The sequence below is a fragment of the Streptomyces sp. NPDC059564 genome, from assembly GCF_042735575.1.
Lineage (GTDB): Bacteria > Actinomycetota > Actinomycetes > Streptomycetales > Streptomycetaceae > Streptomyces.
Window position 1 is genome coordinate 1 of record NZ_JBHWBP010000010.1, and the last position, 24,953, is coordinate 24,953.

Genomic DNA, 24,953 nt, shown 5'->3' on the forward strand with positions numbered 1-24,953 from the left:
GGGTAGGTTCCCCGCCGCTTCCGCCGTTCCTACGGGGCTCAGCGCGCGCCCGCTCCCGCCTCCTCGGCCGGCTCCGCGGCGGCCGGGGCCGCAACCCCGGCACCCTTGCGGTCCCGCATCAGGATCAGGGCCAGCCCCGCCGCGGCCAGGACACCGAGGGCGGCCGCCCCGAAGGTGGCCGACATGGCCGAGGTGAAGGCGGACCGGGCGGCGTCGGCCAGCGCCGGGTCGGTCAGCGCGGCGGCCACCGAGTGCCGGGCGGCGTCCGGGGCGGAGCCGGGCATCTCGCCGCCGTAGACCCCGCTGAGCAGGGCGCCGAGGACGGCCACGCCGAGCGCGGCGCCGGCCTGCTGGACGGTGTCGTTGAGGGCGGAGCCGACGCCGGCGTGCTCCTCGGGGACGGCGCTCATGAGGGCGGCGGTGGCGGCGGGCATCGCCAGACCCCCGCCGAGGCCCATCACCGTCATGGCGGCGCACAGCGGCCAGAAGCTGTCGCCCGCCTCCAGGGTGGCCAGGAGCCCGAAGCCGCCGGCGATGACGGCGAGGCCGACAGCCGTCATGATCCGGTTGCCGATCTTGTTGCCCAGGGTGGCGCCGAGGCCGTTGAAGACCAGGGTGGCCACGGCGAGCGGCGTGAACGCGAGGCCGGTCTCGGTCGGGCTGTAGCCGGCGACGAACTGGAGGTACTGGGTGAGGACCAGCATCAGGCCGCCGTTGGCGAAGGTGAGCAGGACCAGGGAGAAGCTGGAGCCGCTGAACATCCGGTTGCGGAACAGGTCGAGGGGGACCATCGGCGAGTCGGTGCGCAGCTCGTGGAAGACGAAGGCGGCGAGGGCGACGACCGCGACCGCGGCGTAGCCGGTGAGGCCGTCCTTGGGGAAGGCGATGATGGCCCAGATCAGGGCGGTCATCCCGGTGACGGACAGGACCATGCCGATGAAGTCGGGCTTGCGCCAGGGCCCCTTGGACTCGGGCATCAGGATCAGCGCGGCGGCGATGGCGAGCAGCGCGATCGGCACGTTCATCAGGAAGACGGCGCCCCACCAGAAGTGGGCGATGAGCACGCCGCCGAGCGCCGGGCCGCCGACGAGGCCGACGACGGCGACCGCACCCCAGGCGGAGATGGCCTTGCGGCGCTCCTCCTCGTCGAAGACGGTGATCAGGATCGAGAGGGTGCTCGGCATGACGAGCGCTCCGCCGATGCCCATGACCACGCGGCCGGCGATGAGCTGGGCCGGGGAGTCGGCGTAGGCGGCGAGCAGGGAGGCGATCCCGAAGAGGGCGAGCCCGATGATCATCATCCGGCGGCGGCCGAAGCGGTCGGAGAGGCTGCCCGCGGTGAGCAGGAGTCCGGCGAAGACCAGGATGTAGGACTCGATGATCCACTGGATGTCCTCGGCGCCCGCCCCCAGGTCCTCGGAGATCGGCGGGATCGACACGGTCAGCACCATGTTGTCGACGACCAGCACGAGCGTGCTCAGGCAGAGCACGATCAGGATGAGCCAGCGGCGCGGATCGCGCGCCACCCCGCTCGTGGTGATCTCGTCCAGCGCGTCCATGGCGATCCCTTTCCCCTTCTCCCGACTGCTGCGTACACCGTTCGCTCGGTGCCGTGAACAACGTACGCCCCTGCGTACATCGTTCGCAACCCCCCTGCGTGGAACCCCTGCGGAAGCTCGCGCGGAACCTTGCGCGGAGCCGGAATGCGGCACGGCTAAGCTGCGCGCGTGCCGTCGTACTCGATCGGGCAGGCCGCGGGCCTGCTGTGCGTGAGCCCGGAAACCGTCCGCCGCTGGGCCGACGCGGGGCGGCTGCGCGCGGTCCGCACCCCGGACGGGTCCCGCGTGGTGGACGGCACGGCGCTCGCCGCCTTCGCCAAGGAACGCGCCGAGGGCCTGCACCCGGTGCCGGAGCGCGCCGCGGCCACCTCCGTGCGCAACTCCTTCGCGGGGATCGTCACTGCGGTACGGGTGGACGAGGTGGCGGCCCAGGTGGAGATCCAGTCGGGCCCCCACCGGATCGTCTCCGTCGTGACTCGCGAATCGGTGGAACAGCTGGGGATCGCGGTCGGCGTCAGCGTCACCGCCCGCGTGAAGTCCACGGACGTCCACGTGGACGTCCCCTAGGACGCCAGGACGCCCACGCCCGGACGGCTACGCCCGGACGCCCGCGCCCGGGGACGGTTCGGGCGCGCCCGGACCGCCTGACGGCTAACCGCAGCGCAGCGCCGCGTACAGGTCCAGCTTGTGGTCCAGGCGGGACAGGTCACGGCCCGTCAGGGCCTCCACCCGCTCGATCCGGTAGTGCACCGTGTTCACGTGCAGGTGCAGGGCCTCCGCCGTACGCGCCCACGAGCAGTTGTTCGCCAGGAAGACCTCCAGGGTCTCCCGCAGCATCCCGTCGCCCAGCGCCCCCAGCGTCCGCGCCCCGAACACGCCGCGCACCTCCGGCGGCACCCCGGACAGCAGTTCCGCGAGGGTGTCCAGCTGCTCGACGGCCCGTACGGGGCTCTCCGCGTCGGCCGCCGTCAGCGTGAACAGGGCCTGGTTCAGGGAGGCCCGGAGCTGTTCCGGCCCCGCCGCCCGCGCGCCCGCGCCCAGCCGCAGGTCCGCCTCCGGACCCCCGCACGCCTGGAGCAGCGGCCACACCCCGCGCAGCCCGGCGGTGACGTCGACCCCCGCGCGCGGGTCCTCGTACAGGACGGCGGCGGACCCGCCGACGGCCCACGGGACCCCCTCCAGGTGGGCCAGCGCCTCGGCCAGCGCGTCCCCGGAGGTCGAGGCGAGCACCCGGTAGGGGCCGCCGGCCGGCAGTCCGGCCGCGGTCAGCGCCTCCTCCAGGGCCACCGGGTCGACGTCCCCCGACAGCAGGGCGATCAGCTCCTGCCCGGCGGCCCGCGCGGCGGCGGCCCGGCGGGCGTGCCCGTCGCGGTACTGGGCGAGGACCTCGGCGATCTCGTGGAGCACCCGCGGCGGCGCCGCGTCCGCGTCGGGCAGGTACAGGTGCCAGGCGTCGTACGGGGAACCGTCGGACTCGATCCGCAGGGACAGCCCGTCCCGCGCGGGGGTCGCCCGCTGGGCGGGGACCAGCGGGGCGGACGGGGTGCGGGCGATGGTGCGCCCGCTCGCGGTGAGCACGTAGCAGGCCACCTTGCCCAGGTGGGCGCAGGCCCGGTCCAGGATTTCGCCGGGTCCGGCGCCGCCCTCCAGCAGCCGGCTCAGCTCCCCGCGCACGTTCTCGGGGAGCGCGAAGATCCGCGTCGGGCGCCGGCTCAGGTCCCCCCACTGGCGCAGGTACACGGCCTCGGTGACCGCCCGGAAGCTGGTCCGCGCCGGGACGGCCACGATCGGCAGCCGGTGGGCCCGGCAGGCGGCGACGAGGTCGTCGGGGACCCGGCCGTGCGTCTCCTCACCGGCGAGCAGGGCGGTGGCCCCGGCCGCGGCGAGCGCGGAGACGAAGCGGTCCACCTTCTTCGGGTCGTCCTGCGCCCACCACACGAGCCCGCTCAGCACCAGCTCCCCGGGGCCCAGGAAACGGCCCGGGTCCTCCAGGTCGGTGGCGGTGACCCCGCTGACCTCCTGGCCGAGAAGAGCTTCCTCACCCCAGAGCAGTGTGAGACCGAGGTTGTCGGACTGGAGCAGGTCGAGGACGTGCATGGCAGGGACTCCTTGCGGTGGGGGTGACCCACATTCGCCAGGTGAATACGAGAAACAACATCGTAAATGCAAGGCGATCCGCTGCCTACGGCTTTTGGTTGATCATCCAGGGCGAACCGCCGCCGGCCCTCCCCTTTCCGTGTCCGGGACCAGTCGTTTCGTCCCCCGCCCCGTTGCTTCACTGAGGAGAACGCCCGGGTTGCAGAGAGGCTGGTGGCGCGAAATGGACCTCAACACGGTGCTCGACGTGCGCGACGCGCGCCGCCGCGAGCCCTGGCGGCCCGGCGACGCCTGGCTCGGCGGCGGCACGTACCTCTTCTCCGAGCCACAGCCGCACATCCGCCGCCTCGTCGACCTCTCCCGGATGGGCTGGCCGCCCCTGTCCTGGCAGCCCGACGGCTCCCTCGACATCGCCGCCACCTGCACCATCACCGAGCTGTCCCGCTTCGGCCGCTCCCTGCCGGCGACGGCCGCGCCGCTGATCGAGCAGTGCTGCCGGGCCTTCCTCGCCAGCTTCAAGATCTGGAACATGGCCACCGTCGGCGGGAACCTCTGCAACGGCCTCCCGGCCGGCCCGATGATCTCCCTGACCGCCGGCCTGGACTCCACCGTCCTCCTCCAGGGCCAGGACGGCGCCACCCGCCGCATGCCGGTCACCGAGTTCATCCTCGGCGCCGGGGTCAAGGCCCTGCGGGACGGCGAGCTGCTGCGTTCCGTCCGCGTCCCGGCCCGCTCGCTGACCTGCCGTACGGCCTTCCGGCAGGCCTCCCTCTACGGACTCGGCCGCTCCGGCGCCCTGGTGACGGGCACCCGCGACCCCCAGGACGGCTCCCTCGCCGTCACCGTCACCGCCGCCACCACCCGCCCGTTCCGCTTCTGGTTCACGCTGCCGCCCACCGCCGCCGAACTGCGGGCGGTGATCGACGACGCCGTCCGTCCCGAGGAGTGGTACGACGACATCCACGGGCTGCCCGACTGGCGCCGGCACATGGCGCTGCTCCTGGCGGAGGAGATCCGCCGCGAACTCACGGCCGGTTCCACGGCGGAGGAGGTCTCCCGATGAGCTACGAGATCGAGATCAACGAGCAGCGCTTCGAGGACGAGCCGCGCGCCGGCCAGTGCCTGCGCACCTACCTGCGCGAACGCGGCTGGTTCGGCGTGAAGAAGGGCTGCGACCAGGGCGACTGCGGGGCCTGCACCGTCCACGTCGACGGGCAGCCCGTGCACAGCTGCCTCTACCCGGCCGTCCGCGCCGGGGGCCGCTCCGTCACCACCGTCGAGGGCCTCGCCAAGCCCGGCGGCGAACTCCACCCGGCGCAGCGGCAGTTCCTCGACGCCCAGGGCTTCCAGTGCGGCTTCTGCACCGCCGGGTTCCTGATGACCACCGCCGCCCTCCAGGCCGAGGAGGGCACCGCCCACGACGACGGCAAGCTCCAGGACCTCCCGCGCGCCTTCAAGGGCAACATCTGCCGCTGTACGGGCTACCGCGCCATCGAGGACGCGGTGCGCGGGGTCAAGCACACCGAGAACCCGGAGGCCGGGCAGGCCGTGGGCAAGTCGCTGGGCGCCCCCGCGGGCCCGCTCGTCGTCACCGGCACCGCCCGCTACACCTTCGACGTCGAGGTGCCCGGCCTGCTCCACATGAAGCTGCTGCGCTCCCCGCACCCGCACGCCCGGATCGTCGACATCGACACCCGCGACGCCCTCCAGGTCCCGGGCGTGCACGCCGTCTTCACCCACCACGACGCCCCCGACCGGCTGTATTCGAGTGCCCGCCACGAGCACCCCACCGAAGACCCGATGGACACCCGCGTCCTGGACGACGTGGTCCGCTTCGTCGGCCAGCGCGTCGCGGCCGTCGTCGCCGACAGCGAGCAGGCGGCCGAGGAGGGCTGCCGCCGCGTGGTCGTCACGTACGAGGAACTCCCGTACGTCATCGACCCGGAGGAGGCGATGCTCCCGGGCGCCCCCGTCCTCCACCCCAAGGGACCCGAGTCGGGCATCTTCCGCGCCGAGAACAACGTGTGCGGCGAGGTCCACAACACCCTCGGCGACATGGAGAAGGGGTACGCGGAGGCGGACGTCGTCTACGAGGAGACCTTCCGGACGCAGCGCGTCCAGCACGCCAGCCTGGAGACCCACGGCAGCGTCGCGTACTTCGAGCCCAAGGAGGAGGGCGACGGCGAGCGCATCACCGTCCGCTCCTCCACCCAGGCACCCTTCCTGACCCGGCGGGCGCTCTGCGCCCTCTACGACCTGGGCGAGGACGAGGTCCGCGTCGTCGCGGGCCGCGTGGGCGGCGGGTTCGGCGGCAAGCAGGAGATGCTCACCGAGGACATCGTGGTCCTCGCCGCCCTGAAGCTGCGGCGCCCGGTGAAACTCGAATTCACCCGGGCCGAGCAGTTCTACGGTGCCACCACCCGCCACCCCTTCAAGATCACCATCAAGATCGGCGCCAAGGCCGACGGCACCCTCACCGCGCTGCGCATCCGCGTGCTCTCCAACACCGGCGCCTACGGCAACCACGGCCCGGCCGTCATGTTCCACAGCGTCGGCGAGTCCTTCGCCGTCTACAAAGCACCGAACAAAGAAGTAGAGGCGTACTCCGTCTACACCAACGGCGTACCGGCGGGCGCCTTCCGCGGCTACGGCCTGGGCCAGGTCCTCTTCGCCCTCGAATCGGTGATGGACGAGCTCGCCATCAAGCTCGGCATGGACCCGCTCGAACTCCGCGAGAAGAACGTCATCGGCGCCGGCGACCACATGGTGACCCCGATCGGCCACGAGGAGGACCTCTTCATCGCCTCGTACGGGATGAAGCAGTGCATGGACGTCGTCCGCAAGGCCATCGCCGAGGACCGCAGCCACGAGGACGTCCCGGAGGGCTGGCTCACCGGCACGGGCACGGCCGTCGCGATGATCGCGACCGGCCCCCCGGGCGGCCACTTCGCCGACGCGCGGGTCAGCCTGCTGCGCGACGGCACGTACGACATCGCGGTCGGCACCGCGGAGTTCGGCAACGGCACCACCACCGTCCACAAGCAGATCACCGCCGGCGCGCTGAACACCACGGTCGACCGGATCACGGTCCGCCAGTCGGACACGGACGTCGTGCGCCACGACACCGGCGCCTTCGGCTCGGCGGGCACGGTGGTGGCGGGCAAGGCCGTGATGCTGGCCGCCAACTCCCTCGCGGAACGCCTCCGGACCTTCGCCGCCCGGCACACGGGCGTGGCCCGGCACCTGTGCAAGCTCCAGGCCGAGGCCTTCGACTGCGCGGGCCGCGTCCTCACCCTCAAGGAGCTGTACGAGGCCGCGTACGACAAGGGCGAGCTGGACGAGATCGCGGCGGACGGCCACTGGGGCGGCTCCCCCCGCTCGGTGGCCTTCAACGCCCAGTGGTTCCGCCTGGCGGTGGATCCGGACACCGGCGAGATGAAGATCCTGCGCAGCGTCCACGCGGCCGACGCCGGCAAGGTCATGAACCCGATGCAGTGCCGGGGCCAGGTCGAGGGCGGCGTCGCCCAGGCGCTCGGCGCGACCCTCTTCGAGACCGTACGGGTGGACGGGCGCGGGGAGGTCACCACGGCCGCGTTCCGCCGCTACCGGCTCCCGCAGTACGCGGACGTCCCGCGCACGGAGGTCCACTTCATGGAGACCTCGGACGCGATCGGCCCGCTCGGCGCCAAGTCCATGTCCGAGAGCCCCTTCAACCCGGTCGGCCCGGCCTTCGCGAACGCCCTGCGGGACGCGACGGGCGTGCGGTTCACCGAGATGCCGGTGACGCGTGACGTGGTCTGGCAGAAAATCGCCCGGAAGCTGCAAGGTGAAACCCACAAATGAGGGCCCAGCTGCGGCTCATACGTACCCCTGAACCTCGCAGATGAGGTTCCAGCGGCAGACGAGCCGGGCATGAGACTCCCATGGCCACCTTCCTGCTGCACGGCGAGCTCGACCACCCGGCGACCCTGAGCGTCTCCGACCTGCGGGCCTGGCCCCGGCAGCGGGCCGAAGTCACCTTCGACTGCGCGACGAACGGCCCGCAGCACCACGTCTTCGAGGGCGTGCTGCTGCGGGACGTCATCTCCGGCGCGGGCCCCGTCTTCGACGCCCGCCGCCGCAAGGACCGCGGCCGCTACCTCCTCGCCGTCAGCGGCGGCGACGGCCACCACACGGTCCTGTCCTGGGCGGAGCTGGACGACGACTTCTGCGGAAGCCCGGTCCTGCTGGCCACCCGCCTCGACGGCGAGGACCTCGACGGGGCGGGCAGCCAGCTGGTGGTTCCCTCCGACCGCTGCGGCGCCCGCTACGTCAGCGCGGTCACCCACATCTGGTTCGGCACCCTGACCGTCCCGGCCCTCGCCGAGGTCTAGCTACCGGTCAGAGGTAGAGGTCGATCGTGAAGCGCCTCTCGCCCATACCGATCGTGTCGGCGTGGACCGAGCCACTGGCCCGGTCGAATTGGCCGGTGCCGCCGGTGATCCCGTTGTCGAACGAAGGGGGAGGGCCCGGGTTGAGATTGCCGAAGACCATGCCCTGCACGGAGATCTGGCCGCCCCCGAGCGTGTAGGTCACGACGCACTCCTCCGCCCCGCCGTTGTCGAGCCGGGTGGTGACGCAGGTGCCGTCGGTCTCGCCGACCTGGTTGTCGTGCTGGTCGAAGAGGATCGAGCGGAAGACGGTCCGGTCGCCCTGGGCGGGGGCGCCGCCCGGGTTGACGGGGAAGCGCGTCTGCTGCGCGAGCCGGCCGACGAGTGTGATGACCCGGTGCCGGCCCTTGTCGTGGGCGGGACCGGAGTCCGCCGCGGCGGCCGCGACAGGGGTGCCGGCGAGAAGGGTGACCAGCGCGGCGGCCGTGCCGAGACAGGCTGCTCTGATGGGGCGCATCGTGTGGCTCCTGAGGTTGATGCTCAAGGACGGTCAGATGACCAAACGGTCATGCGATTTCATTCATAACCCCGGCGCCGCCGCCGCCCGGAACGTCTCGGCGCGACCCACCGGCAGATCCGACCGATCGGGCCAACCCGGGACGTGAGGCGGCCCCCTGCGCACGGCCGCCCCGGCTCAGGCGCCGGCGCCCGCCCGGACCGCGTCGGCGAGCAGCTGGGCCGTGGTGTCCGCCGGGCCGACCAGGTGGGTGCGGGTGAGGGCGAAGGACAGCCCGCGCTCGCGGTCGGCGAAGGCGATCGAGCCGCCGCTGCCGTGATGCCCGAAGGCGGCCCCCGCCCCGCCCATCGGCGGCATGCCGAGGAAGTAGCCGAGCCCCTTGGCGTGCCGCCTCAGCAGCATCCGGTCCTTCCCCTCCACCGCCACCGCCGCGACCTCGGCGACCCGGTCCGGGGAGAGCAGCCGTACGCCGTCCACCTCACCCAGCAGCGCCGCGTACATCCGGGCGGCCGCGCGGGCGGTCACGGTCCCGCAGGCGGGCAGGTCGGCCCGCAGGTAGGCGGGGCTGTTGGCGAGGGCGGCGGTGGTCCACAGGCCCCGGTTCGGGGCGACGAGCCGGGTGAAGGGGGCGCCGTACGGGAGCCCGCCCAGGTACGCCTCCCAGCCGGCCTCCGCCAGCGGCGCGACCCGGGGCAGAGCGGACACCGGCAGTCCGAAGTACAGCTCGTCGGCGATCCCGAGGGGCTCGGCGACGTACGTGCGCAGCGCCTGGCCGGGGGTGAGCCCGGTGACCCGGCGGACGGTCTCCCCGAGCACCCACCCGAAGGTCCAGCCGTGGTACCCGCTGCCGGAACCCGGCTCCCACAGCGGCCGCGCCCCGGCGACGACCCCGCACATCGTGTCCCAGTCGCCCAGCTCGGCGCGGGTCAGGCCGCGCGGCAACTGCGGGATCCCGGCGGTGTGCGTCAGGGCGTGCCGGACGGTGATCCCGGCCTTGCCGTGCGCCGCGAACTCCGGCCAGTACCGGGCGACCGGAGCCTCGTACGCGATCAGCCCGCGCTCCGCCAGCACGTGCACCAGGGTCGCCGTGCACCCCTTGCCGACGGAGAAGGAGTGGATCGGCGTCCCGGGCCCGGGCACCCCCGCGTACGCCTCCGCCAGCGGCCGGCCCCGAAGGTACGCGGCGACCTGGAACCCGCCGTCGGCACCCGCCGCGACGAGCCCGTCGAGCGTTCGCTGAAGATCCACGCGCCCCTCCTTCACCACCGCACGCCGTTTCACGCAAGGTCACGCAGACCCTACCGTCGGTGACGAAATGGATCACCGGCGAGCGGAAGAGAAGAAGCACATGATGCGAGGCATGGCAAAGGTCCTCGGGGCGTGCGCGGCAGCGGCGGCGCTGGCACTCACGGCCCCGGGCTCGGCGTACGCGGCGCAGGGGGTCCTGTTCATCGACCGCGCTCCCCACCACGACCCGTCGGGCTGCTTCCCGCTGGGGGACTTCGCCCCGTCGGAGATCGCCAACTTCACCAACGGGGTCGCCTCGGTGTGGTCGGGCCCGTTCTGCGACGGAGGCGTGACCCAGGAGGTCCACCCCGGCGAGGTCGCCATCGGCCTCGGCCGGAGCGTTTTCATCCAGTGATCACGCGGCCTGGAGCGACACCTCGGTCGACTTGATCAGCGCGACGACGGAGGAACCGGTGGCCAGGCCGAGGGCCTCGACGGCGTCGGCGGTGATCGCGGCGGTCAGGCCGCCACCGTTCACGTCCACCTTCACGGAGGCCATGGCCGGCCCGGAGGCGACGTCCACGACGGTCCCGGCGATCTGGTTGCGGATGGACAGCCCCTCGACGGGCCCGGTGGCCAGGGCGACCTCGGTGGCCTTGACCAGCGCCGTCACGGCCGACCCGGTGACCAGGCCGAGCTCCTTGACGGCATCGACGGTGATGGCGGCGGTGATGTCCTGACCGCCCTCAAGGCGGACCTTGACCGTCGCCATCGCCGCACCGGTGGTGACGGCGGTGACGGTACCGGCGATCTGGTTGCGGATGCTCAGGCTCATGAGTGGTTCGACCTCTTACGTAGACGCGTCACGCGGCCCGGGACGAACCGCACAAGATCGACGTTATGCGCCCCCGTCCGGCCGCGCTTTCAGCCCCTCGCATCCGCAACCCGGAACCACCCGACCGGCTCGCCTCTGCGCTCAGACCGCCGAGGCGTACGCGACGAACCCGGCCCAGGCGGAGTCGCTGACCGCGAGCCGCGGGCCGGGGACAGCCTTGGAGTCCCGGACGTGGACCGTGCCGGGGGTGGTGGCCACCTCGACGCAGTCGTTGATGTTGCTGTTGGTGCTGTAGCTGCTCTTGAACCAGTGCAGTTCGGAAGCGTGGATCATGTCTCTCCCAGCAATTTCTCGATGACGACCCGAGAGTCCCCTGGCGTCAGAGCCTGGGACCGGATCCTCCCGTATTGCATTTCCAGCACCTGGAGTTGCTTGCGGCTGGAGACGGTCTGCCCGTAGAAGGCACCCTCGGAACGTCCCACCCCCGTACCATCCGCGAACTTCAGCAGCTCGATGCTTCCCGACATGCCGGCGTGGACTTCGCAGTCCATCGGCATCACTTGCACCGTGACACTGCGCAACTCGCTGACTTCCAGGATTCGTTCAAGCTGCTGCCGCCAGACCATTGTGCCTCCGATGCGGCGCCGTAGCGAGGCCTCCTCCTGCACCACGGTGATGGCAGGTGCGGGCACGCGCTCGAAAATGGACCGCCGCGCCATCCGTCCCGCCACACCCTGCCCCACCTCTTCCGCCGTGTACGAGGGCTGCCTCCCTTCGAAGAGCGCCCTCATATGGGCTTCGGTCTGAAGCAGGCCGGCAATGTTGTGCGTGCTGTAGTGGCAGACCTCGATCGCCCGGCCTTCCATCTTCCAGATCGCTCGGACCTCCTTCGGATACCGGACCCCCACCAGGTCCTCCTTCATGGCCTTGATCAGGCCGCCGGCCTTCAGCGCCTCGTCCACCCGGTCCAGATACTCCGGCTTGGCGATCCGCTTGCCGCCCTCGACCTTGTAGATCAGGTCCTCGCCGTAGCCGATAAGGGTCGCCAGCTCGGCCACCCGCATGCCCAGCGCTTCCCTCCACGCCCGCATCTGCCTGCCGAGCGCCGTGATCACCGCTACACCCTGCGCGTCCCCCGGGTCCACGGACCAGCTGTGCTCTTCAATCCCGTTACTGCCCATTCACGCCCACCTCCATCAACAGGCCGTACCCGCCAACCCGGTTGGGACAGCCTGGACAGCCTTGGACAAGCGCTGGACAGACCTTCTACGGACCGGCCAAACCACTTCACAGGGATAGCACGACCAGCCACGCTGCGTGACGTGAACACTCACTTCCACTTCACCGCGCAACTGTCAGCGACCCCCCGCGCGGCCCGCCTCGCACGGCTGCTCGCCGTCGAGCAACTCCGTTCCTGGGGCCTGCCCTTCGACGGGGCCGCGCAGGTCGTCGCCGAACTGTGCGCCAACGCCGTCACTCACGGGCGCGTCCCCGGGCGGGACTTCCGGCTGGAACTCAGCGTCACCGACGAGGGCCGCGTACGGATCGAGGTCTCGGACAGCCGGGGCGACGAGCTACCGCGCGAGCCCCGGTACGGGCTGACCATCGTCGACGCCTTCTCCTCCAGCTGGGGCAGCTCCCCGGGACCCGTCCCACGCAAGTCCGTATGGGCCGAACTGGGCTCCTAGGAAGTCAGGGCCGCCACCCCGTCGAGGATCCGCTCCAGGCCGAAGTCCAGCGGGTCAACGGCTTGCGGGGCGAACGCGCCGGCCGCGATGGCGGCGGTCAGGGCGGGGAAGCGCTCCTTGTGCCGCTCCAGGAGCTCGGCCGTCAGCTGCGCCCACTCCTCGTTCGCGGCCTCGTCGTAGTCGACGTACTGCTGGGCGATGTTGCGGATGTGGCCCACGAGCAGCAGGAACGTGTCGTGCTGCTGGGCGGCCGGCAGTCCCGTGGCGGCCAGCGCGGCCAGGGCCGAGTCCAGCCAGCCGAGTTGATGGGGGCCCATGATCTGGCGGCGCATGCCGGTCGCGGTCAGGATCCACGGGTGGCGGCGGTACACCGCCAGGCATTGGCGGGTCCATTCGGTCAGCTGCGGGCGCCAGCCGCCGGGGATGTGGGCGACCGGGGCCGGGGGACCGATCGCGAGGTCGACCATCAGGTCGAGGAGTTCGGCCTTGCCGGGGACGTACCGGTAGAGCGCCATCGCGGTGACGCCGAACTCCTTGCCCACCCGCGCCAGCGAGACCGCGTCCAGCCCCTCGCCGTCGGCGATCTCGACGGCCGCCTGCGCGATCCGGCCCGCCGTGAGCGAGGGCTTCGGGCCCCGGCTCGGCGGCTCCTGCTCGCCCCAGAGCAGCGCGAGGCTCTGCTTCGCGGCGCCCTGCTTCCCGGCCTTCTTCGCGGCCATCTTCGTCTCCTCTGCCGTGACCCGTTGACACCCCACCCTAACTGTTTATAACGTATAGCTAATCGCTTACGACATATACAGTTCCGCCGCGACCACCAGGGAGCCGTCATGATCGCCACCATCGCCACCGCAGCCGCCCTCCTCGCCGCACCGACGGCGGGAATCCTCGGCCACCGCGCCCTCAAGCGCTCCCGCAACGCCTCCCTCATGAAGATCGACACCTCCAAGGGCATCGACGAGCAGGGCTACGTCCGCATCGGCGGCATCGAGCAGTGGATCTCGGTCCGCGGCGACGATCTGACCAACCCCGTCGTCCTGGAACTGCACGGCGGCCCCGGAGCCTCGACCGCGATCTTCGGGCCGCGCACCAGATCCTGGGAGAAGCACTTCACCCTCGTCCGCTGGGACATGCGCGGCACGCTCAAGACCCTCGGCCGCGGCGGTCCGGAAGGGCAGGGCGAGATGACCTTCGACCGGATCTACGCGGACGCGGTCGAGGTCACCGACCACATACGCACCCGCCTGGGCACCGAAAAGATCGCCCTGCTCGGCCACTCCTACGGCAGCGCCTTCGCCCTGCGGCTCGCCCGCGAGTTCCCCGAGCGCTACAGCGCGTACGTCGGCACCGACCAGAACATCCACGACGACGGCCGCGACGACTCCGTCCACCAGGCCCTGCTCACCCGGCTGCGCGCGGCCGGGAAGCGCAAGGAGCTGGCGGCGGCAGAGGCCCTCCACCCCGATCACCGGCAGTGGACCGCCCGCGAGGTCGCGATGCACGCCAAGCTGCTGGCCACCAGCGACCCGCTGACCCTGGACACGATGAAGAAGGTCGTCATGGGGTCCCTGTGGTTCTCGCCGCTGCACTCGCTGCGCGAGCTGCGCCACTTCGTCAAGGGCATGAGCCTCTCGGAGCAGATCACGGAGTCCACCGCCGGGTTCGACGACTGGGCCGACGGCACCCGCTTCGAGCTCCCCTTCTTCGTCTTCCACGGCGAGAAGGACGTCATCGCGTCCCCGGAGCGCGCCCGCCGCTTCTTCGACGACGTCGAGGCACCGGTCAAGGCCTTCGCCCTGATCGAGGACTCCAGCCACTTCGCCGCATTCCGGCGGCCGGAGCGCTTCCTGGAACTCCTGCTGACCCATGTCCGGCCGGCGGTCGCGGACGAGCCGGCCGTCGCGTCGGCCCAGTCCCCCGGTGCGGGGCGGTAGTCGGTCGTTGGCCCTGACGCGGGCTCGGGGCGGCCTCAGGGGCGGGCGGGGGATGTCCCCGTGGCCGCCATCCGGCGCGCGGCGGCAGCGTATGGGGCATGCAGACGACCACGCTCCGCCGCGGAGCCGCCGCGCTCGCGCTCGCCGCCACCCTCACCGGTCTGGCGGTCGCCCCCGCCCTCGCCGCCACGCCCTCGTACGACTTCGGAGACTGCCCGGCGATCCCGGCCGGGGTCGACGCCACGCGCTGGAAGTGCGAGGTGCTCACCGCCACCGGGTCGCTGCACCTCGGCAGCCGTGACGTCCCCGAGCTGGCCCCGATGACGATCACCCACGCCGAGGGGCCCCTGCCCGACAGCACCAAGGGCCAGGTCTGGGGCGCCCTGCGCGGCGGCCCGACCCCCGTCCCCGGCGGGCCGCCCGGGCTCGGGCTCGCCCTCCAGCCGGAGTACGGCGGCCGGTCCGACTTCTACTCGGTCGGCGACGAGATGGGCCTCTTCACCCTGCGCTACCGCGTCGTGAGCCCGCTGCTGCCGCCGAGCTGCGTCATCGGCGGGGACGACACCCCCATCGAGCTCCGCCTCAAGCGGGTCGGCAGCTCGGAGTGGGTCTCGAAGAACCCCCCGGTGATCAAGTTCGCCGCGACCGACACCGCCTTCAAGGTCCCCGCCGCCACCCACTGCGGCCCCCTCGGCAGGCTCCTGAACACCCGCCTCGGCCTGCCCGCCCAGACCGGCAACACCATCACGCTCTCCGCCGTCTACACCTTCAAGACGTACGACCAACTCCCCGCGCGTTGACGCGGAAACCGGCGCGTCCACCGGGTCTCGGTCGGCCGAGACCCGGTCGGACCGTACGTTTCTTTTGCTTCGCAGTACTAAGAGCAAGAACCGCACCCAACCCCACCAAACCTCCCCGCGGAGGCGCCCTCACTCACACGGGTGAACAACTCCAACTGGGCTGGATTTATGACTGGTTGCGGGGCATATGCTCGCCCCGACAACCCCACAAATGAGACGGCCCCCGACGGGACGGCAATCCCGGCCGAGGGCCTGACCAACGAGGAAGCACAACCTTCCCTATGGCTCTTCGGCAGCTTATCGCGCCCTCGCGCGCGCGGTACGGCGTTCAGCACTGCAAGGTCCGGCACACGTCCCGGTTCGAGGCACTCGGCCACCACCTGCTCAAGCACCCCGAGATGTCGCTGACCGCGAGGGGCCTGGCCGGGTACATCCAGGCGCTGCCGCCCGGAACGTCCATCACCATCAAAGACCTGGCCAGGCGCGTCCCCGAGGGCCAGGCCCGCATCGCCTCGGCACTCCGCGAACTGGAGCGGTACGGCTACCTGGAGCGGATCCGGGTGCAGCTCCCCAACGGCCGCTTCATCACCCGAACGGTGTCCTACAACCACCCGAAGGCCGCCCTCACCACGCCACCCCCTCCCCCGGAGTGGGGAGCACCGGAGAGGCGTCCCGCACCGGCACCGGTAGCCGAACCCGAGCCGGAGCCGGAGCCACAGCCCGAGCCGCAGCCGGAGGAGGCAGAGACCGCCCCCGCCCCCGCCCCCGCACCGGAACCGCAGCCCGAGCCCGAGCCCGAGCCGCAGCCGCAGCCGCAGCCGCAGCCGCAGCCCGAGCCGGTTCCGGAGGAGGCAGAGACCGCCCCCGCACCGGAACCGCAGCCCGAGCCGCAGCCGGAGCCCGAGCCGGTACCGGCAGAGGCCGAGGAGGCAGCGCCCCCCGCCCCCGTACCGGCGGCCGAGCCGCAGCAGCAACCGCAGCCGCAGCCGCAGCCCGACCCGGTACTCGAAGCGGCAGCGGTACCGGCGGCAGCGGTACCGGCGGCAGCGAACCCGGCCCGGCGGCAGGCGGCCATGACGCTGCTCGGCGGTCTACGGCGCGTCGACCACCGCCTGCTGCTCGGCGACCGGGACATCGCGCGGCTCGCCGGTCACGTCGAGGTCTGGCTGGAGCGCGGCGGCACCGTGGACGCCATCACCTCGGTCCTCACCGCCAACATCCCCCACCCGCTCCTCAACCCCGGCGGACTCGTCTCGCACCGCCTCAGGGCCCAACTCCCGCCCGAACTGGCCCCCTTGTTCCGGGCGGCCGCCTACGTACCCCCGGACCCCTTCCAGACCTGTCCCCGGTGCGACCGCGCGTTCCGCAGCCCCACCCCCGGCACCTGCGGCGACTGCACCGAGGACATCCTCACGGGCCGACTACAGCTTGCTGAAGAAGCGGCTGAACCGTTCGACGCTCACGGTGCCGGCCTTCTGCGCGAAGGCGCCGACGACGTCCCACTCGCCGACGGTCTGGCCGATGTTGGCGGTCAGAGCGGTCCCGGCGGCCGTGTCCTTGGCCGGCTGGCCCGCGGAACCCCCGGACAGTTCGACGATGAGCGGCACCTGGGTGGAGAGGCTGACCGCCCCCTGGAGCACCTTCCCGGGGATCTTGCTCTGGACGACGGTGCCTGAGACCACCCCGGCGCCCTTCCGTCCCAGGTGGTCGAAGAAGCGCGTGGCATCGGACGCGCCCGCGCCCGCGATGGCCCCCACGAACGCCCGCCCGCTCTGCCGGACGATCACGCTGGCGGCCTTGTTCATGCGGGCCGCGGCCCAAGCGCCCTTGGCGCCCTTGGCCACGGCTCCGACGGCCGGAAGGGCCGCCAGCGCGTCGGCGCCGAGACCGGCGATCGTGGCGGCGTCCCAGTCACCCTGGATGGAGGCGGCCGCCGCGTGCGCGCCCAGCGAGCCGAGCGCGGAGACGATGGCGATGGGCGCCATGATCGGAGTGAGCACCGGGATCAGCGCCAGGATGCCCGCGGCGGCACTGACCAGTCCGAGGATGTCCCCCACGAGGCCCCAGAAGCCGGCCGCCTTGGCCTTCGCCTCCGCTTCGGCCCTCGCCCGCTCGACGGCCCATGCCGCCGTCTTCTCGTACAGCCACTGCTCTTCCTTGCCCCGGGTCTCGATGACCTTGGACAGTTCCCGGTCCACGAAGAAGCACTGGAGCTGGTACTCCGCCTGCACGGCCAGGGCGGTGTCCACCAGGTCGTAGAGCGGGCCGTCGGGGATGCGCGCGCCGGGGTAGGCCAGGTCCTTCAGCCGCCACAGGTCCATGTCGAAGCCCGACCCCTTGAAGGTCGTGTCCTCGGGCCGCTCGTTGCCTTCCGCGTCCCAGGGGCTGGAGTCCCAGGCGGCGCCCCGCCTGCCGAGTTCGCGGGCGATCTCGGGGTCATGGAAGTCCACGATGCTGCGCAGGGTGTGCATGCGCCGGAACACGGGCGGCAAGTACGTGGCCCCGCCCCACTGGTCCGGATCGAACGGCAGCTCGTTGCCCGACCCATCGGTCACCTTGGGGCGTTCGGCGATGGTCTTGGCTATCTGCGATAAACCGGGCACGGACTTGAGCGAGTCCGCGATCACGTCGGCCACGAGCCACTCGCCCTGCTCCAACACCGCCATCCGGGCCCCGCGGGAGTCCCCGAACGACCCGCCGTTCCCGCCCCAGCCCTGGCCCTCGCCCTCGCGCTCCGCCGGAGCGGCGTGGGCGTCGGTGTTGGGCGCTTCCTTCTGCCACTTGGCCACCAGGTCCTTGGCTATCCGGTCACGCTTGGCGCTCGTGACCAGCACCCCGGCCCCGGGCACCCGGTCGATCATGAAGTCGATCGCGCGCCGGGCCGCGGCCAGGTTGAGGGAGTCGACGAACGCCTCCGCCCTCTTCCGGTTCTGCGGCGAGGCCTCGACGTAGGCGCGGTACCGCTCGTCCAGCCACTTCAGGGCGGCGACGATGCTCTGCTCCTGGTAGATGAACGCGCGCAGGAGCTGGGCGACGCGGTACCGGTCGGCGGCGTGCAGGGAGTTGGGGTCCCAGCCCCACATCTTCACGGCCTGGCCCTCGTCCACGAGGAACCGGTTGAGCTCCTTGTGCGCGGCCTGCACGACCAGGTCGTGCACGGAGGCGTTGTAGCCGAGGTTCGCCAGCTGGGTGTCGGCTTCGGTTTCGGGTGTGTACAGCGGCTTCGTCACGACGAGGTCCTCCGGTCCGTGGTGGTGGTGATGGTGGTCGGCGTCATCGGCATCAGCTGAAGGCGATCGTGTTGCAGACGCCGGCCAGGATGTCGACGCAGTGGTCCCACTCGGCGAGGTTCTCGGTGGCGATGGAGAAGTCCGCCATCGCCAGCCGTCCCGGGATGGGCACGAAGACGTGCAACTGGCGCACCACGGTGGGCTGCTCGTCGTCCACGAGGAGATTGGCCGGTTTTTCGACCTTGCTGTCCTGGGTCAGCAGCAGCACGGGCCCCGTGGGCAGCCTGGTGACCCCGACCTCGGCGTCCGGATGGATCGCGCCCAGCGTGCGCGCCAGGCGCTCGACGGTGTGCTCGCCGGCCAGCTCGCTGGGCCGGGCGACGACCGTGAGGACCACCGAGCTCAGGTGCTGCCGCTCCGGCGGCGCGTCCGCCGGAGTCTTCGCCACCAGGACACCCGCGTACACGGCGCCGGCCGCGGTCAGCATCTCGAACATCGTCTGCTGCGCCAGGACGGCGTGGGCGAGCTCCTCCTGTGACGGCGGGGTCTCCAACTGCCCGAGCCGTTCGAGCAGCAGGTCGGTGTTCTCCTCCGCGGAGGCGTTCAGGTCGAGGGCCGAGAACTCCTCGGGGACGGAGAAGGTCAGCGGCAGCTCGACCCCGGCCCCCGCCGAGGGCACGCGCTCCAGCGCCCACTGCCGGTACCCGTGGGTATCGGCGGGGTTCTCCCACACCTCGGCCTGCGCACCCGCCGCGTCGCTGTGGTTGCGGACGTTGAGCCAGCGCCCTCCGGCCACCAGCTTCAGCGTCCAGGCGTCGCCGTCCGGAGTGGTCTCCTTGACGACCTCCCACATGTAGCTGTCGGCGTGGTCCGGCTCGTAGATGTACTCCTCCACCAGGGTGCTGGCGTTGCCGCTGTGCCCGTAGGTGTGCAGGTACGTGTGCCGCCGCTCCATGTTCCGCAGCATGAACCGCCCTTGGGCGTTGCCCTGCCGCAACTCCCACAGCTGCGACTGGCGCGCCTCGCCCTCCCGCAGGGGCTGCAGGTCGATGGTGCCGTGCCGCTCGTTGTCCGGGTTGGGTTTGCCGGTCAGGTACAGCCCCGTCTTCTTGTTCTTGACCAGGTACTGGCTGCCTTCGATCAGATCACTCACATACGCTCCTCATGGAATGTGGCCGTGCGAGTACGGCGAGTGATCGATTCTGCGGTGCACCGGATCCGGTATGCGGACGGCGGAGCGCGTCCTTGGCCGGAACCGCACCCGCGCCCCCGCCGTGTTTTCCGGCGGGGGCGCGGTCCAGCGCGGTCCAGTTACGGGCGGGCGGTCGGGCGGTCGGCTCGTGGGCCGGTGCCCCCGGTCGTAGGGTGGAAGCATCAGGAGGAGGCGCCCTCCCCGGATCACCCCGCGTGCCGTGGGCGGCTCCCCACCACCCCTGGCCAAGGGGAATCACCATGCGTACCCAGAACAGACGTATCCGCCGCGTGTGCGCCGTCGCCTGTACGGCCCCGCTGCTCCTGCTCGGCGCCGCCGTCAGCGCGAGTGCCGCCCCGGCGGCAGCCACCGCCGCCCCCGTATCCGTCAGCCGTGCCGTGCAGGCCTCCTCCCCGGGCGAGATCCTGACCCTGGTCAACGCCGAACGGCAAAAGGCGGGTTGTGACCCCCTGAAGGAGGACCCGCGGCTCATGCAGGCCGCCCAGGCGCACGCCGACGACATGGCGGCGAACAACCTCGGCTCGTCGCACACCGGCTCGGACGGGTCCAGCGACCTGGTCCGGATGGAACGCGCCGGCTACTCGCCCGCCGGTCCCTCCTCCGAGAACGTCTCGGGACCGGGCTTCGCTAACTCGGCGGCCCACGTGAAGGGCTGGATGGACAGCACCAGGGGCCACCGCGCCGCCATCCTGAACTGCACCTACAAGGAGACCGGGATCGGGACGAGCGGCGAGTACGCCGTCGAGCTCTTCGCCGTCAGCTCGCGGTAGCGACGGCGGCAACACCGACAGCGGTGACGGCGCGCGGTGGCGGCGTACTCGCACGGGCGCCCTAGTCGAACTTCGGCATCTCCCCGACCGTCGTCGTCAGGTCGATCACCGCGAACGCCGCGCCCTGCGGGTCCGCGACCGCCGCGAAGCGGCCGAACGGGCTGTCCATCGGCCCGAAGTGCAGCTTCCCGCCCCGCGCCTTGGTCTTCTCGATGGCCTCGTCGCAGTCCGGGACCGCGAAGTAGACCTGGACGTAGGACGGGATCTCGGGCGGGAACTCGTCGCCCATCTTCATCCGGCCCAGCACCGGGTTCTCCTTGCCGCCCAGGCTGAAGATCTTGAAGTCCATGCCCGCGGTCTCCGGGTCGTCCCCGGCTTCCATCTGCCGGCCCTCGTACGGGAAGACCTTCGTCAGGAACCCGTCCGCCTTCGCCGGTTCCCGGCTGAAGACCTCCGCCCAGGCGTACGCACCCGCCTCGCCGAGCTTCTCGAAGCCCTTGTGCTCGCCCGGCTGCCAGACGCCGAACACCGCGCCGCTCGGCTCCTTGGCGATGGCCATCGTGCCGAACGTGCCGACCTGCATCGGCTCCATCATCAGTTCGCCGCCCGCCGCCTTGATCTTCGCGGCGGTGGCCGCCGCGTCCGGCGAGGCGAAGTACAGACACCACTGCGAGGGGGCGTCGCCCCCGGGCATCGGCGGTACGACGGCCGCTACGGCCTTCCCGCCGGAGTAGGCCTGCGTGTAATTGCCGTACTCGCTGCTGGCCTCACCGAAGGTCCAGCCCAGTACGTCGGCGTAGAACTCCTTGGCGCCCTCCACGTCGGTGAACATCGCGTCCACCCAGCACGGGGCACCTTCCGGAAACTCAGACATGGTCGATCGACTCCTGTGTCGTCCGTCGTCCACTACGCATGCACTGCCTGTCGGTTCCACGCTAGGCGGGGGGTCCGACAATCGCGCGCCGACCGTGCGCGGGGGCCGCCGTCGGGGGAGGCTGGAGGCATGAACGAGATCATCATCCGGCTGGCGCAGCAGCCCGAGGCCGACGCCCTGCTCTCGCGGAGCCCGCTCGCCGCGCTCGTCGGCATGCTGCTCGACCAGCAGGTGCCGATGGAGTGGGCGTTCTCGGGGCCGTACACGATCGCCCAGCGGCTCGGCGCGGACGACCTCGACGCGCACGCCATCGCCGCCGCCGACCCGGAGGCCTTCGCGGCGCTGCTGTCGCAGAAGCCGGCCGTGCACCGGTACCCGGGGTCCATGGCGAAGCGGATCCAGCAGCTGTGCGCGTACCTGGTCGAGCACTACGACGGGGACGCGGCGGCCGTCTGGCGGGACGCGGCGAGCGGCGCGGAGCTGCTGGAGCGGCTGAAGGCGCTGCCGGGGTTCGGGGAGCAGAAGGCGAAGATCTTCCTCGCGCTGCTGGGCAAGCGCCTGGGCGTCCGCCCGAAGGGGTGGCGGGAGGCCGCCGGGGACTACGGGCCGGCGAACGTGTACCGGTCGGCGGCGGACATCACGGGGCCGGATTCGCTGGCGAAGGTCCGCGAGTACAAGCAGGCCCGCAAGGCCGCCGCCAAGGGGTAGCGCCACCCCTGCCGAGTTGACGGACTTGGCGATATCGGCAGGTCAGGGAAAGGGAGTTGATCGTAGGGTGCGGCGCATGACTGAGAACCTGACCCGTGCCGCCACCGCCGAGATCATTTCCGACGGGCCCGGGAGCCTGATCACCCTGCTCACCGACACCGACGAGCTGACCTGCAACACCGCGAGCTTCGAGGTGGGCGCGGCCGGTGCCCCGGTGCACTTCCACACCAAGGCCACCGAGTTCTTCCACGTCACCGACGGGCAGCTCGACGTCCTCGTCGGCGACGAGGTCCACACCCTCTCCAAGGGCGACTTCCTCAGCGTCGCCCCCGGCGTGAAGCACGCCTTCGCCCCGGCCGCCGGACAGACGGCCGAGGTCTTCGTCGGCTTCACGCCCGGCATGGGCCGCTTCGACTACTACCGGCTCCTCGGCCGGGTCCGCGCCGGCGAGGCCACCGTGCAGGACATCATCGACAGCCAGCCCGTCTACGACAACCACTACGCGGAGAGCGAGGCCTGGGCCGGCCGCGCCACCCGCAGCGCCGAGGCGTAGACCTCGTCGGCGCCGAGCCAGCGCAGCTCCTCCGCGAGCAGCTCGGCGCTGCTGCGCACCTTCAGGGCGACCGTCCGGTCCGGCCAGCCCGGCAGCACCAGCGCGGCCACCGCCCCCGCGGGCCGGTCGACGCGGACCTCGCCGGCGGCGGTGTCCATCCGGACCCGGGTGATGACCGGCCCGTCGGTGGTGATCCGCTCCACCGGCACCCCGAGCCGTCCCTCCAGCCAGCGCGCCAGCAGCTCGGCGCTCGCGTTGTCGGCCTCGCTCTCCACCGCGGCGCCCGTCACCCCGGTCACCTTCTGCTCGAAGGCCGCCGCCAGCAGGGTGCGCCACGGCGTGAGCCGGGTCCAGGCCAGGTCGGTGTCGCCGGGGGCGTACGAGGCGGCCCGCGCGGCCAGCACGCCGACCGGGTCGGGCGCCGCCTGGGAGTCGGTGATCCGCCGCTGCGCCAGCCGGCCCAGGTCGTCGCGGGCCGGATCGGCGGGGGCCTCGGCCGGCCACCACGCCACCACCGGCGCGTCCGGCAGCAGCAGCGGCAGCACCACCGAACCCGCCTGGGAGGTGAGCTCGCCGTGCAGGCGCAGCACCACGATCTCCCCGGACCCGGCGTCCGAGCCCACCCGCAGCTCGGCGTCGAGGCGGCTCTGGCGCCGCCGGTGCGGGCCGCGCGCGGTCCGCTTGATCACCGCGATGATCCGGCAGGGGTGTTCGCGGGAGGCCTCGGAGGCCGCGCGCACGGCGTCGTAGGCGTTCTCCTCGTCGGTGACCACGACGAGCGTCAGCACCAGCCCCATCGTGGGACTGCCCACGGCTCGGCGGGCCGCGAGGAGCGCCCGGTCTATCTTGCTGGACGTGGTGTCGGTCAGTTCGGTCCGCATGCCCCGAGTCTGTCAGCGCCCACCGTGCGTCCGGCACCCGGTTCGCTCGATTACGCCTGGACCGGGCCCCTCATGAGCCCCCGTCAGCGCTTCCGCCGGGCCGTGCCGAAAAGGGAACGGGAGATCTCCCGGCCCAGCTGCGTGCCGATCGAGCGGGCCAGCGAGCGGAACAGCCCGCTCCCGACGACCTGTTGGGCCAGCGAGGGATCCGGCTTCGGGGCGCCGCGCGCCGCCTTCTGCGCCTCCTTGGCCTGCTTCTCGGCCTCCGCCGCCGCGGCGGCCGCCTCCGCCTCGGCCTCCGCGGCCGCCTGCTCGGCGCTGATCTTCTCGTACGCCGATTCGCGGTCGACCGGCTCCGCGTAGCGCGAGTACAGCAGGGAGCCCTTCACCGCCCGGTCCAGGGCCGCCGCGTCGATGGGCCCCATCAGCGACTGCGGGGCGCGCAGCCGGGTGGCGGCGACCGGCGTGGGGGCGCCCTTCTCGCTGAGCACGGTGATGACCGCCTCGCCGGTGCCGAGCTGGGTGAGCAGCTCCTCCAGGTCGTACGGGGAGTTGGGGAAGGTCTTCACGGTGGCCTTGAGGGCCTTCGCGTCGTCCGGGGTGAAGGCGCGCAGGGCGTGCTGCACCCGGTTGCCGAGCTGGGCCAGCACGTCCGCCGGCACGTCCTTGGGGGTCTGCGTCACGAAGAACACGCCGATGCCCTTGGAGCGGATCAGCCGCACGGTCTGGGTGATGGAGTCGAGGAAGGCCTTCGACGCGCCGTTGAACAGCAGGTGCGCCTCGTCGAAGAAGAAGACCAGCTTCGGCCGCTCCAGGTCGCCGACTTCCGGGAGGTCCGTGTAGAGGTCGGCCAGCAGCCACATCAGGAAGGTGGAGAACAGCTGCGGCTTGTCCTGCACCGCCGGGAGTTCGAGTACGGAGACCGTCCCGCGCCCGTCGGCGGCCGTACGGAGGAACTCGCTGGTGTCGAACTCGGGCTCGCCGAAGAACTCGGAGGCGCCCTGCTGTTCGAAGGCGGTCAGCGCCCGCAGGATCACCCCGGCGGTCACCGTGGACAGGCCGCCGATGCCCTTGAGCTCGGGCTTGCCCTGGTCGGAGACGAGGAAGGCGACGACCGCCCGCAGGTCCTTGAGGTCGATCAGCTCCAGGCCCTTGGTGTCGGCGTAGTGGAAGATCAGGCCGAGGGACTGCTCCTGCGTCTGGTTCAGCTGGAGCACCTTGGACATCAGCACCGGGCCGAAGGCGGTCACGGTCGCCCGGACGGGGATGCCGGGGCCGATGCCGCCGAGGGAGTAGAACTCGCTCGGGTAGCCGGTGGCCTGCCAGTCCTGGGCGACGTCGGTGGCCCGTTCGCGGACCCGCTCGCTGTCGGTGCCGGGCGCCGAGATCCCGGATACGTCGCCCTTGATGTCGGCGAGGAAGACGGGCACGCCGTTCGTGGAGAGCTGTTCGGCGATCAGCTGGAGCGTCTTGGTCTTGCCGGTGCCGGTGGCCCCCGCGACCAGGCCGTGCCGGTTGAGCATCGACAGCGGGATGCGGATCTGCCGGTCCGGCAGACAGGTCCCGTCCCAGAGCAGGGCACCCAGGTCGAGCGCGGGCCCGGTGATGGCGTACCCGGCGGCGATCTGCGCGGCCGGGCCGCCGTCCGGGTCCGCCGGAACGGAAGGGTCGGTGCTCTGACTCATGCGTCACTCCCGAAA

The 24,953-nt window shown here is 71.8% G+C and carries 24 protein-coding genes; 11 read left to right on the forward strand and 13 right to left on the reverse strand.

The genetic code is table 11. The features are described from left to right. Positions 1-38: 38 nt before the first annotated feature. Positions 39-1,559, reverse strand: a complete 1,521-nt coding sequence (locus ACFV0Q_RS04030; protein WP_385000081.1) for an MFS transporter — start codon at positions 1,557-1,559, stop codon at positions 39-41. Between the two features lie 168 nt (positions 1,560-1,727). On the opposite strand from ACFV0Q_RS04030, the gene ACFV0Q_RS04035 reads away from it, so the two are divergent. Beyond that, complete coding sequence (locus tag ACFV0Q_RS04035; protein ID WP_385000084.1) at positions 1,728-2,126, forward strand: molybdopterin-binding protein; 399 nt, start codon at positions 1,728-1,730, stop codon at positions 2,124-2,126. Between the two features lie 84 nt (positions 2,127-2,210). Here ACFV0Q_RS04035 and ACFV0Q_RS04040 read toward each other — a convergent pair whose 3' ends face one another. Continuing rightward, positions 2,211-3,656 (reverse strand): PucR family transcriptional regulator, encoded by a 1,446-nt coding sequence (locus ACFV0Q_RS04040; RefSeq protein ID WP_385000087.1) that lies wholly within the window; start codon positions 3,654-3,656, stop codon positions 2,211-2,213. A gap of 223 nt (positions 3,657-3,879) precedes the next feature. On the opposite strand from ACFV0Q_RS04040, the gene ACFV0Q_RS04045 reads away from it, so the two are divergent. From ACFV0Q_RS04045 to ACFV0Q_RS04055, 3 genes are all read left to right on the forward strand, one after another. Then, positions 3,880-4,719: an FAD binding domain-containing protein gene (locus tag ACFV0Q_RS04045; protein WP_385000090.1), complete on the forward strand. Its 840-nt coding sequence runs from the start codon at positions 3,880-3,882 to the stop codon at positions 4,717-4,719. Continuing rightward, positions 4,716-7,499 (forward strand): molybdopterin-dependent oxidoreductase, encoded by a 2,784-nt coding sequence (locus tag ACFV0Q_RS04050; RefSeq protein WP_385000093.1) that lies wholly within the window; start codon positions 4,716-4,718, stop codon positions 7,497-7,499. Before ACFV0Q_RS04045 ends, ACFV0Q_RS04050 begins: the two co-directional genes overlap by 4 nt. Before the next feature lie 80 nt (positions 7,500-7,579). Continuing rightward, on the forward strand, positions 7,580-8,029 hold the full coding sequence (locus tag ACFV0Q_RS04055; RefSeq protein WP_385000096.1) for a molybdopterin-dependent oxidoreductase: 450 nt from the start codon (positions 7,580-7,582) through the stop codon (positions 8,027-8,029). A gap of 7 nt (positions 8,030-8,036) precedes the next feature. Here the strand turns inward: ACFV0Q_RS04055 and ACFV0Q_RS04060 are convergent, their stop codons facing one another. Then, positions 8,037-8,543 carry a hypothetical protein gene (locus tag ACFV0Q_RS04060; protein WP_385000099.1) on the reverse strand — a complete coding sequence of 169 codons (507 nt, stop codon included), beginning with the start codon at positions 8,541-8,543 and terminating at the stop codon, positions 8,037-8,039. 177 nt (positions 8,544-8,720) lie between these two features. Further along, a complete protein-coding gene (locus tag ACFV0Q_RS04065) occupies positions 8,721-9,791 on the reverse strand; it encodes a serine hydrolase domain-containing protein (protein ID WP_385000102.1) in 1,071 nt (356 codons plus the stop codon). Positions 9,792-9,903: 112 nt separating this feature from the next. Between ACFV0Q_RS04065 and ACFV0Q_RS04070 the strand changes: the two genes are divergently transcribed. Further along, complete coding sequence (locus tag ACFV0Q_RS04070) at positions 9,904-10,185, forward strand: hypothetical protein (RefSeq protein ID WP_385000105.1); 282 nt, start codon at positions 9,904-9,906, stop codon at positions 10,183-10,185. Here ACFV0Q_RS04070 and ACFV0Q_RS04075 read toward each other — a convergent pair whose 3' ends face one another. From ACFV0Q_RS04075 to ACFV0Q_RS04085, 3 genes are all read right to left on the reverse strand, one after another. Then, positions 10,186-10,605 carry a molybdopterin-binding protein gene (locus tag ACFV0Q_RS04075; RefSeq protein ID WP_385000107.1) on the reverse strand — a complete coding sequence of 140 codons (420 nt, stop codon included), beginning with the start codon at positions 10,603-10,605 and terminating at the stop codon, positions 10,186-10,188. Positions 10,606-10,746: 141 nt separating this feature from the next. After that, positions 10,747-10,938: a DUF397 domain-containing protein gene (locus ACFV0Q_RS04080; protein WP_385000110.1), complete on the reverse strand. Its 192-nt coding sequence runs from the start codon at positions 10,936-10,938 to the stop codon at positions 10,747-10,749. Continuing rightward, on the reverse strand, positions 10,935-11,786 hold the full coding sequence (locus tag ACFV0Q_RS04085; RefSeq protein WP_385000113.1) for a helix-turn-helix domain-containing protein: 852 nt from the start codon (positions 11,784-11,786) through the stop codon (positions 10,935-10,937). Before ACFV0Q_RS04085 ends, ACFV0Q_RS04080 begins: the two co-directional genes overlap by 4 nt. 141 nt (positions 11,787-11,927) lie before the next feature. On the opposite strand from ACFV0Q_RS04085, the gene ACFV0Q_RS04090 reads away from it, so the two are divergent. Then, positions 11,928-12,293 (forward strand): ATP-binding protein, encoded by a 366-nt coding sequence (locus tag ACFV0Q_RS04090; RefSeq protein ID WP_385000116.1) that lies wholly within the window; start codon positions 11,928-11,930, stop codon positions 12,291-12,293. Here the strand turns inward: ACFV0Q_RS04090 and ACFV0Q_RS04095 are convergent. Further along, positions 12,290-13,012 (reverse strand): TetR/AcrR family transcriptional regulator, encoded by a 723-nt coding sequence (locus ACFV0Q_RS04095; RefSeq protein ID WP_385000119.1) that lies wholly within the window; start codon positions 13,010-13,012, stop codon positions 12,290-12,292. The genes ACFV0Q_RS04090 and ACFV0Q_RS04095 overlap by 4 nt on opposite strands. A gap of 108 nt (positions 13,013-13,120) precedes the next feature. Here ACFV0Q_RS04095 and ACFV0Q_RS04100 point away from each other — a divergent pair, with 108 nt between their 5' ends. Further along, positions 13,121-14,224 (forward strand): alpha/beta fold hydrolase, encoded by a 1,104-nt coding sequence (locus ACFV0Q_RS04100; RefSeq protein ID WP_385000122.1) that lies wholly within the window; start codon positions 13,121-13,123, stop codon positions 14,222-14,224. A gap of 98 nt (positions 14,225-14,322) precedes the next feature. Continuing rightward, positions 14,323-15,024, forward strand: a complete 702-nt coding sequence (locus ACFV0Q_RS04105) for a hypothetical protein (protein ID WP_385000125.1) — start codon at positions 14,323-14,325, stop codon at positions 15,022-15,024. A gap of 1,421 nt (positions 15,025-16,445) precedes the next feature. Here ACFV0Q_RS04105 and ACFV0Q_RS04110 read toward each other — a convergent pair. Then, positions 16,446-18,254: a hypothetical protein gene (locus ACFV0Q_RS04110; RefSeq protein WP_385000128.1), complete on the reverse strand. Its 1,809-nt coding sequence runs from the start codon at positions 18,252-18,254 to the stop codon at positions 16,446-16,448. A 52-nt stretch (positions 18,255-18,306) separates the two neighbouring features. After that, the gene (locus tag ACFV0Q_RS04115; RefSeq protein ID WP_385000131.1) at positions 18,307-19,407 is read right to left on the reverse strand and encodes an RICIN domain-containing protein; all 1,101 of its coding nucleotides are present in this window, start codon (positions 19,405-19,407) and stop codon (positions 18,307-18,309) included. A 299-nt stretch (positions 19,408-19,706) separates the two neighbouring features. Between ACFV0Q_RS04115 and ACFV0Q_RS04120 the strand changes: the two genes are divergently transcribed. Then, complete coding sequence (locus ACFV0Q_RS04120) at positions 19,707-20,237, forward strand: CAP domain-containing protein (RefSeq protein ID WP_385000134.1); 531 nt, start codon at positions 19,707-19,709, stop codon at positions 20,235-20,237. Between the two features lie 61 nt (positions 20,238-20,298). On the opposite strand, the gene ACFV0Q_RS04125 is transcribed toward ACFV0Q_RS04120, so the two are convergent. Further along, on the reverse strand, positions 20,299-21,111 hold the full coding sequence (locus tag ACFV0Q_RS04125; RefSeq protein ID WP_385000137.1) for a VOC family protein: 813 nt from the start codon (positions 21,109-21,111) through the stop codon (positions 20,299-20,301). 129 nt (positions 21,112-21,240) lie between these two features. Between ACFV0Q_RS04125 and ACFV0Q_RS04130 the strand changes: the two genes are divergently transcribed. Next, positions 21,241-21,819: an HhH-GPD-type base excision DNA repair protein gene (locus tag ACFV0Q_RS04130; RefSeq protein WP_385000140.1), complete on the forward strand. Its 579-nt coding sequence runs from the start codon at positions 21,241-21,243 to the stop codon at positions 21,817-21,819. Between the two features lie 76 nt (positions 21,820-21,895). Further along, complete coding sequence (locus tag ACFV0Q_RS04135) at positions 21,896-22,372, forward strand: cupin domain-containing protein (protein WP_385000143.1); 477 nt, start codon at positions 21,896-21,898, stop codon at positions 22,370-22,372. On the opposite strand, the gene opcA is transcribed toward ACFV0Q_RS04135, so the two are convergent. Beyond that, positions 22,318-23,253 carry a glucose-6-phosphate dehydrogenase assembly protein OpcA gene (opcA, locus tag ACFV0Q_RS04140; protein WP_385000146.1) on the reverse strand — a complete coding sequence of 312 codons (936 nt, stop codon included), beginning with the start codon at positions 23,251-23,253 and terminating at the stop codon, positions 22,318-22,320. The genes ACFV0Q_RS04135 and opcA overlap by 55 nt on opposite strands. Before the next feature lie 83 nt (positions 23,254-23,336). Continuing rightward, on the reverse strand, positions 23,337-24,938 hold the full coding sequence (locus ACFV0Q_RS04145) for a helicase HerA-like domain-containing protein (protein WP_385000149.1): 1,602 nt from the start codon (positions 24,936-24,938) through the stop codon (positions 23,337-23,339). Positions 24,939-24,953: the final 15 nt, after the last annotated feature.

Excerpts from the sequence above, each read along its gene's own strand:
- ACFV0Q_RS04135 (WP_385000143.1), top strand. The coding sequence starts at position 21,896 with ATGACTGAGAACCTGACCCGTGCCGCCACCGCCGAGATCATTTCCGAC.
- ACFV0Q_RS04105 (WP_385000125.1), top strand. The coding sequence starts at position 14,323 with ATGCAGACGACCACGCTCCGCCGCGGAGCCGCCGCGCTCGCGCTCGCC.
- ACFV0Q_RS04050 (WP_385000093.1), top strand. The coding sequence starts at position 4,716 with ATGAGCTACGAGATCGAGATCAACGAGCAGCGCTTCGAGGACGAGCCG.
- ACFV0Q_RS04130 (WP_385000140.1), top strand. The coding sequence starts at position 21,241 with ATGAACGAGATCATCATCCGGCTGGCGCAGCAGCCCGAGGCCGACGCC.
- opcA (WP_385000146.1), bottom strand. The coding sequence starts at position 23,253 with ATGCGGACCGAACTGACCGACACCACGTCCAGCAAGATAGACCGGGCG.
- ACFV0Q_RS04145 (WP_385000149.1), bottom strand. The coding sequence starts at position 24,938 with ATGAGTCAGAGCACCGACCCTTCCGTTCCGGCGGACCCGGACGGCGGC.
- ACFV0Q_RS04095 (WP_385000119.1), bottom strand. The coding sequence starts at position 13,012 with ATGGCCGCGAAGAAGGCCGGGAAGCAGGGCGCCGCGAAGCAGAGCCTC.
- ACFV0Q_RS04045 (WP_385000090.1), top strand. The coding sequence starts at position 3,880 with ATGGACCTCAACACGGTGCTCGACGTGCGCGACGCGCGCCGCCGCGAG.
- ACFV0Q_RS04030 (WP_385000081.1), bottom strand. The coding sequence starts at position 1,559 with ATGGACGCGCTGGACGAGATCACCACGAGCGGGGTGGCGCGCGATCCG.
- ACFV0Q_RS04070 (WP_385000105.1), top strand. The coding sequence starts at position 9,904 with ATGGCAAAGGTCCTCGGGGCGTGCGCGGCAGCGGCGGCGCTGGCACTC.
- ACFV0Q_RS04080 (WP_385000110.1), bottom strand. The coding sequence starts at position 10,938 with ATGATCCACGCTTCCGAACTGCACTGGTTCAAGAGCAGCTACAGCACC.
- ACFV0Q_RS04120 (WP_385000134.1), top strand. The coding sequence starts at position 19,707 with ATGCGTACCCAGAACAGACGTATCCGCCGCGTGTGCGCCGTCGCCTGT.
- ACFV0Q_RS04125 (WP_385000137.1), bottom strand. The coding sequence starts at position 21,111 with ATGTCTGAGTTTCCGGAAGGTGCCCCGTGCTGGGTGGACGCGATGTTC.
- ACFV0Q_RS04100 (WP_385000122.1), top strand. The coding sequence starts at position 13,121 with ATGATCGCCACCATCGCCACCGCAGCCGCCCTCCTCGCCGCACCGACG.
- ACFV0Q_RS04075 (WP_385000107.1), bottom strand. The coding sequence starts at position 10,605 with ATGAGCCTGAGCATCCGCAACCAGATCGCCGGTACCGTCACCGCCGTC.
- ACFV0Q_RS04085 (WP_385000113.1), bottom strand. The coding sequence starts at position 11,786 with ATGGGCAGTAACGGGATTGAAGAGCACAGCTGGTCCGTGGACCCGGGG.
- ACFV0Q_RS04040 (WP_385000087.1), bottom strand. The coding sequence starts at position 3,656 with ATGCACGTCCTCGACCTGCTCCAGTCCGACAACCTCGGTCTCACACTG.
- ACFV0Q_RS04060 (WP_385000099.1), bottom strand. The coding sequence starts at position 8,543 with ATGCGCCCCATCAGAGCAGCCTGTCTCGGCACGGCCGCCGCGCTGGTC.
- ACFV0Q_RS04055 (WP_385000096.1), top strand. The coding sequence starts at position 7,580 with ATGGCCACCTTCCTGCTGCACGGCGAGCTCGACCACCCGGCGACCCTG.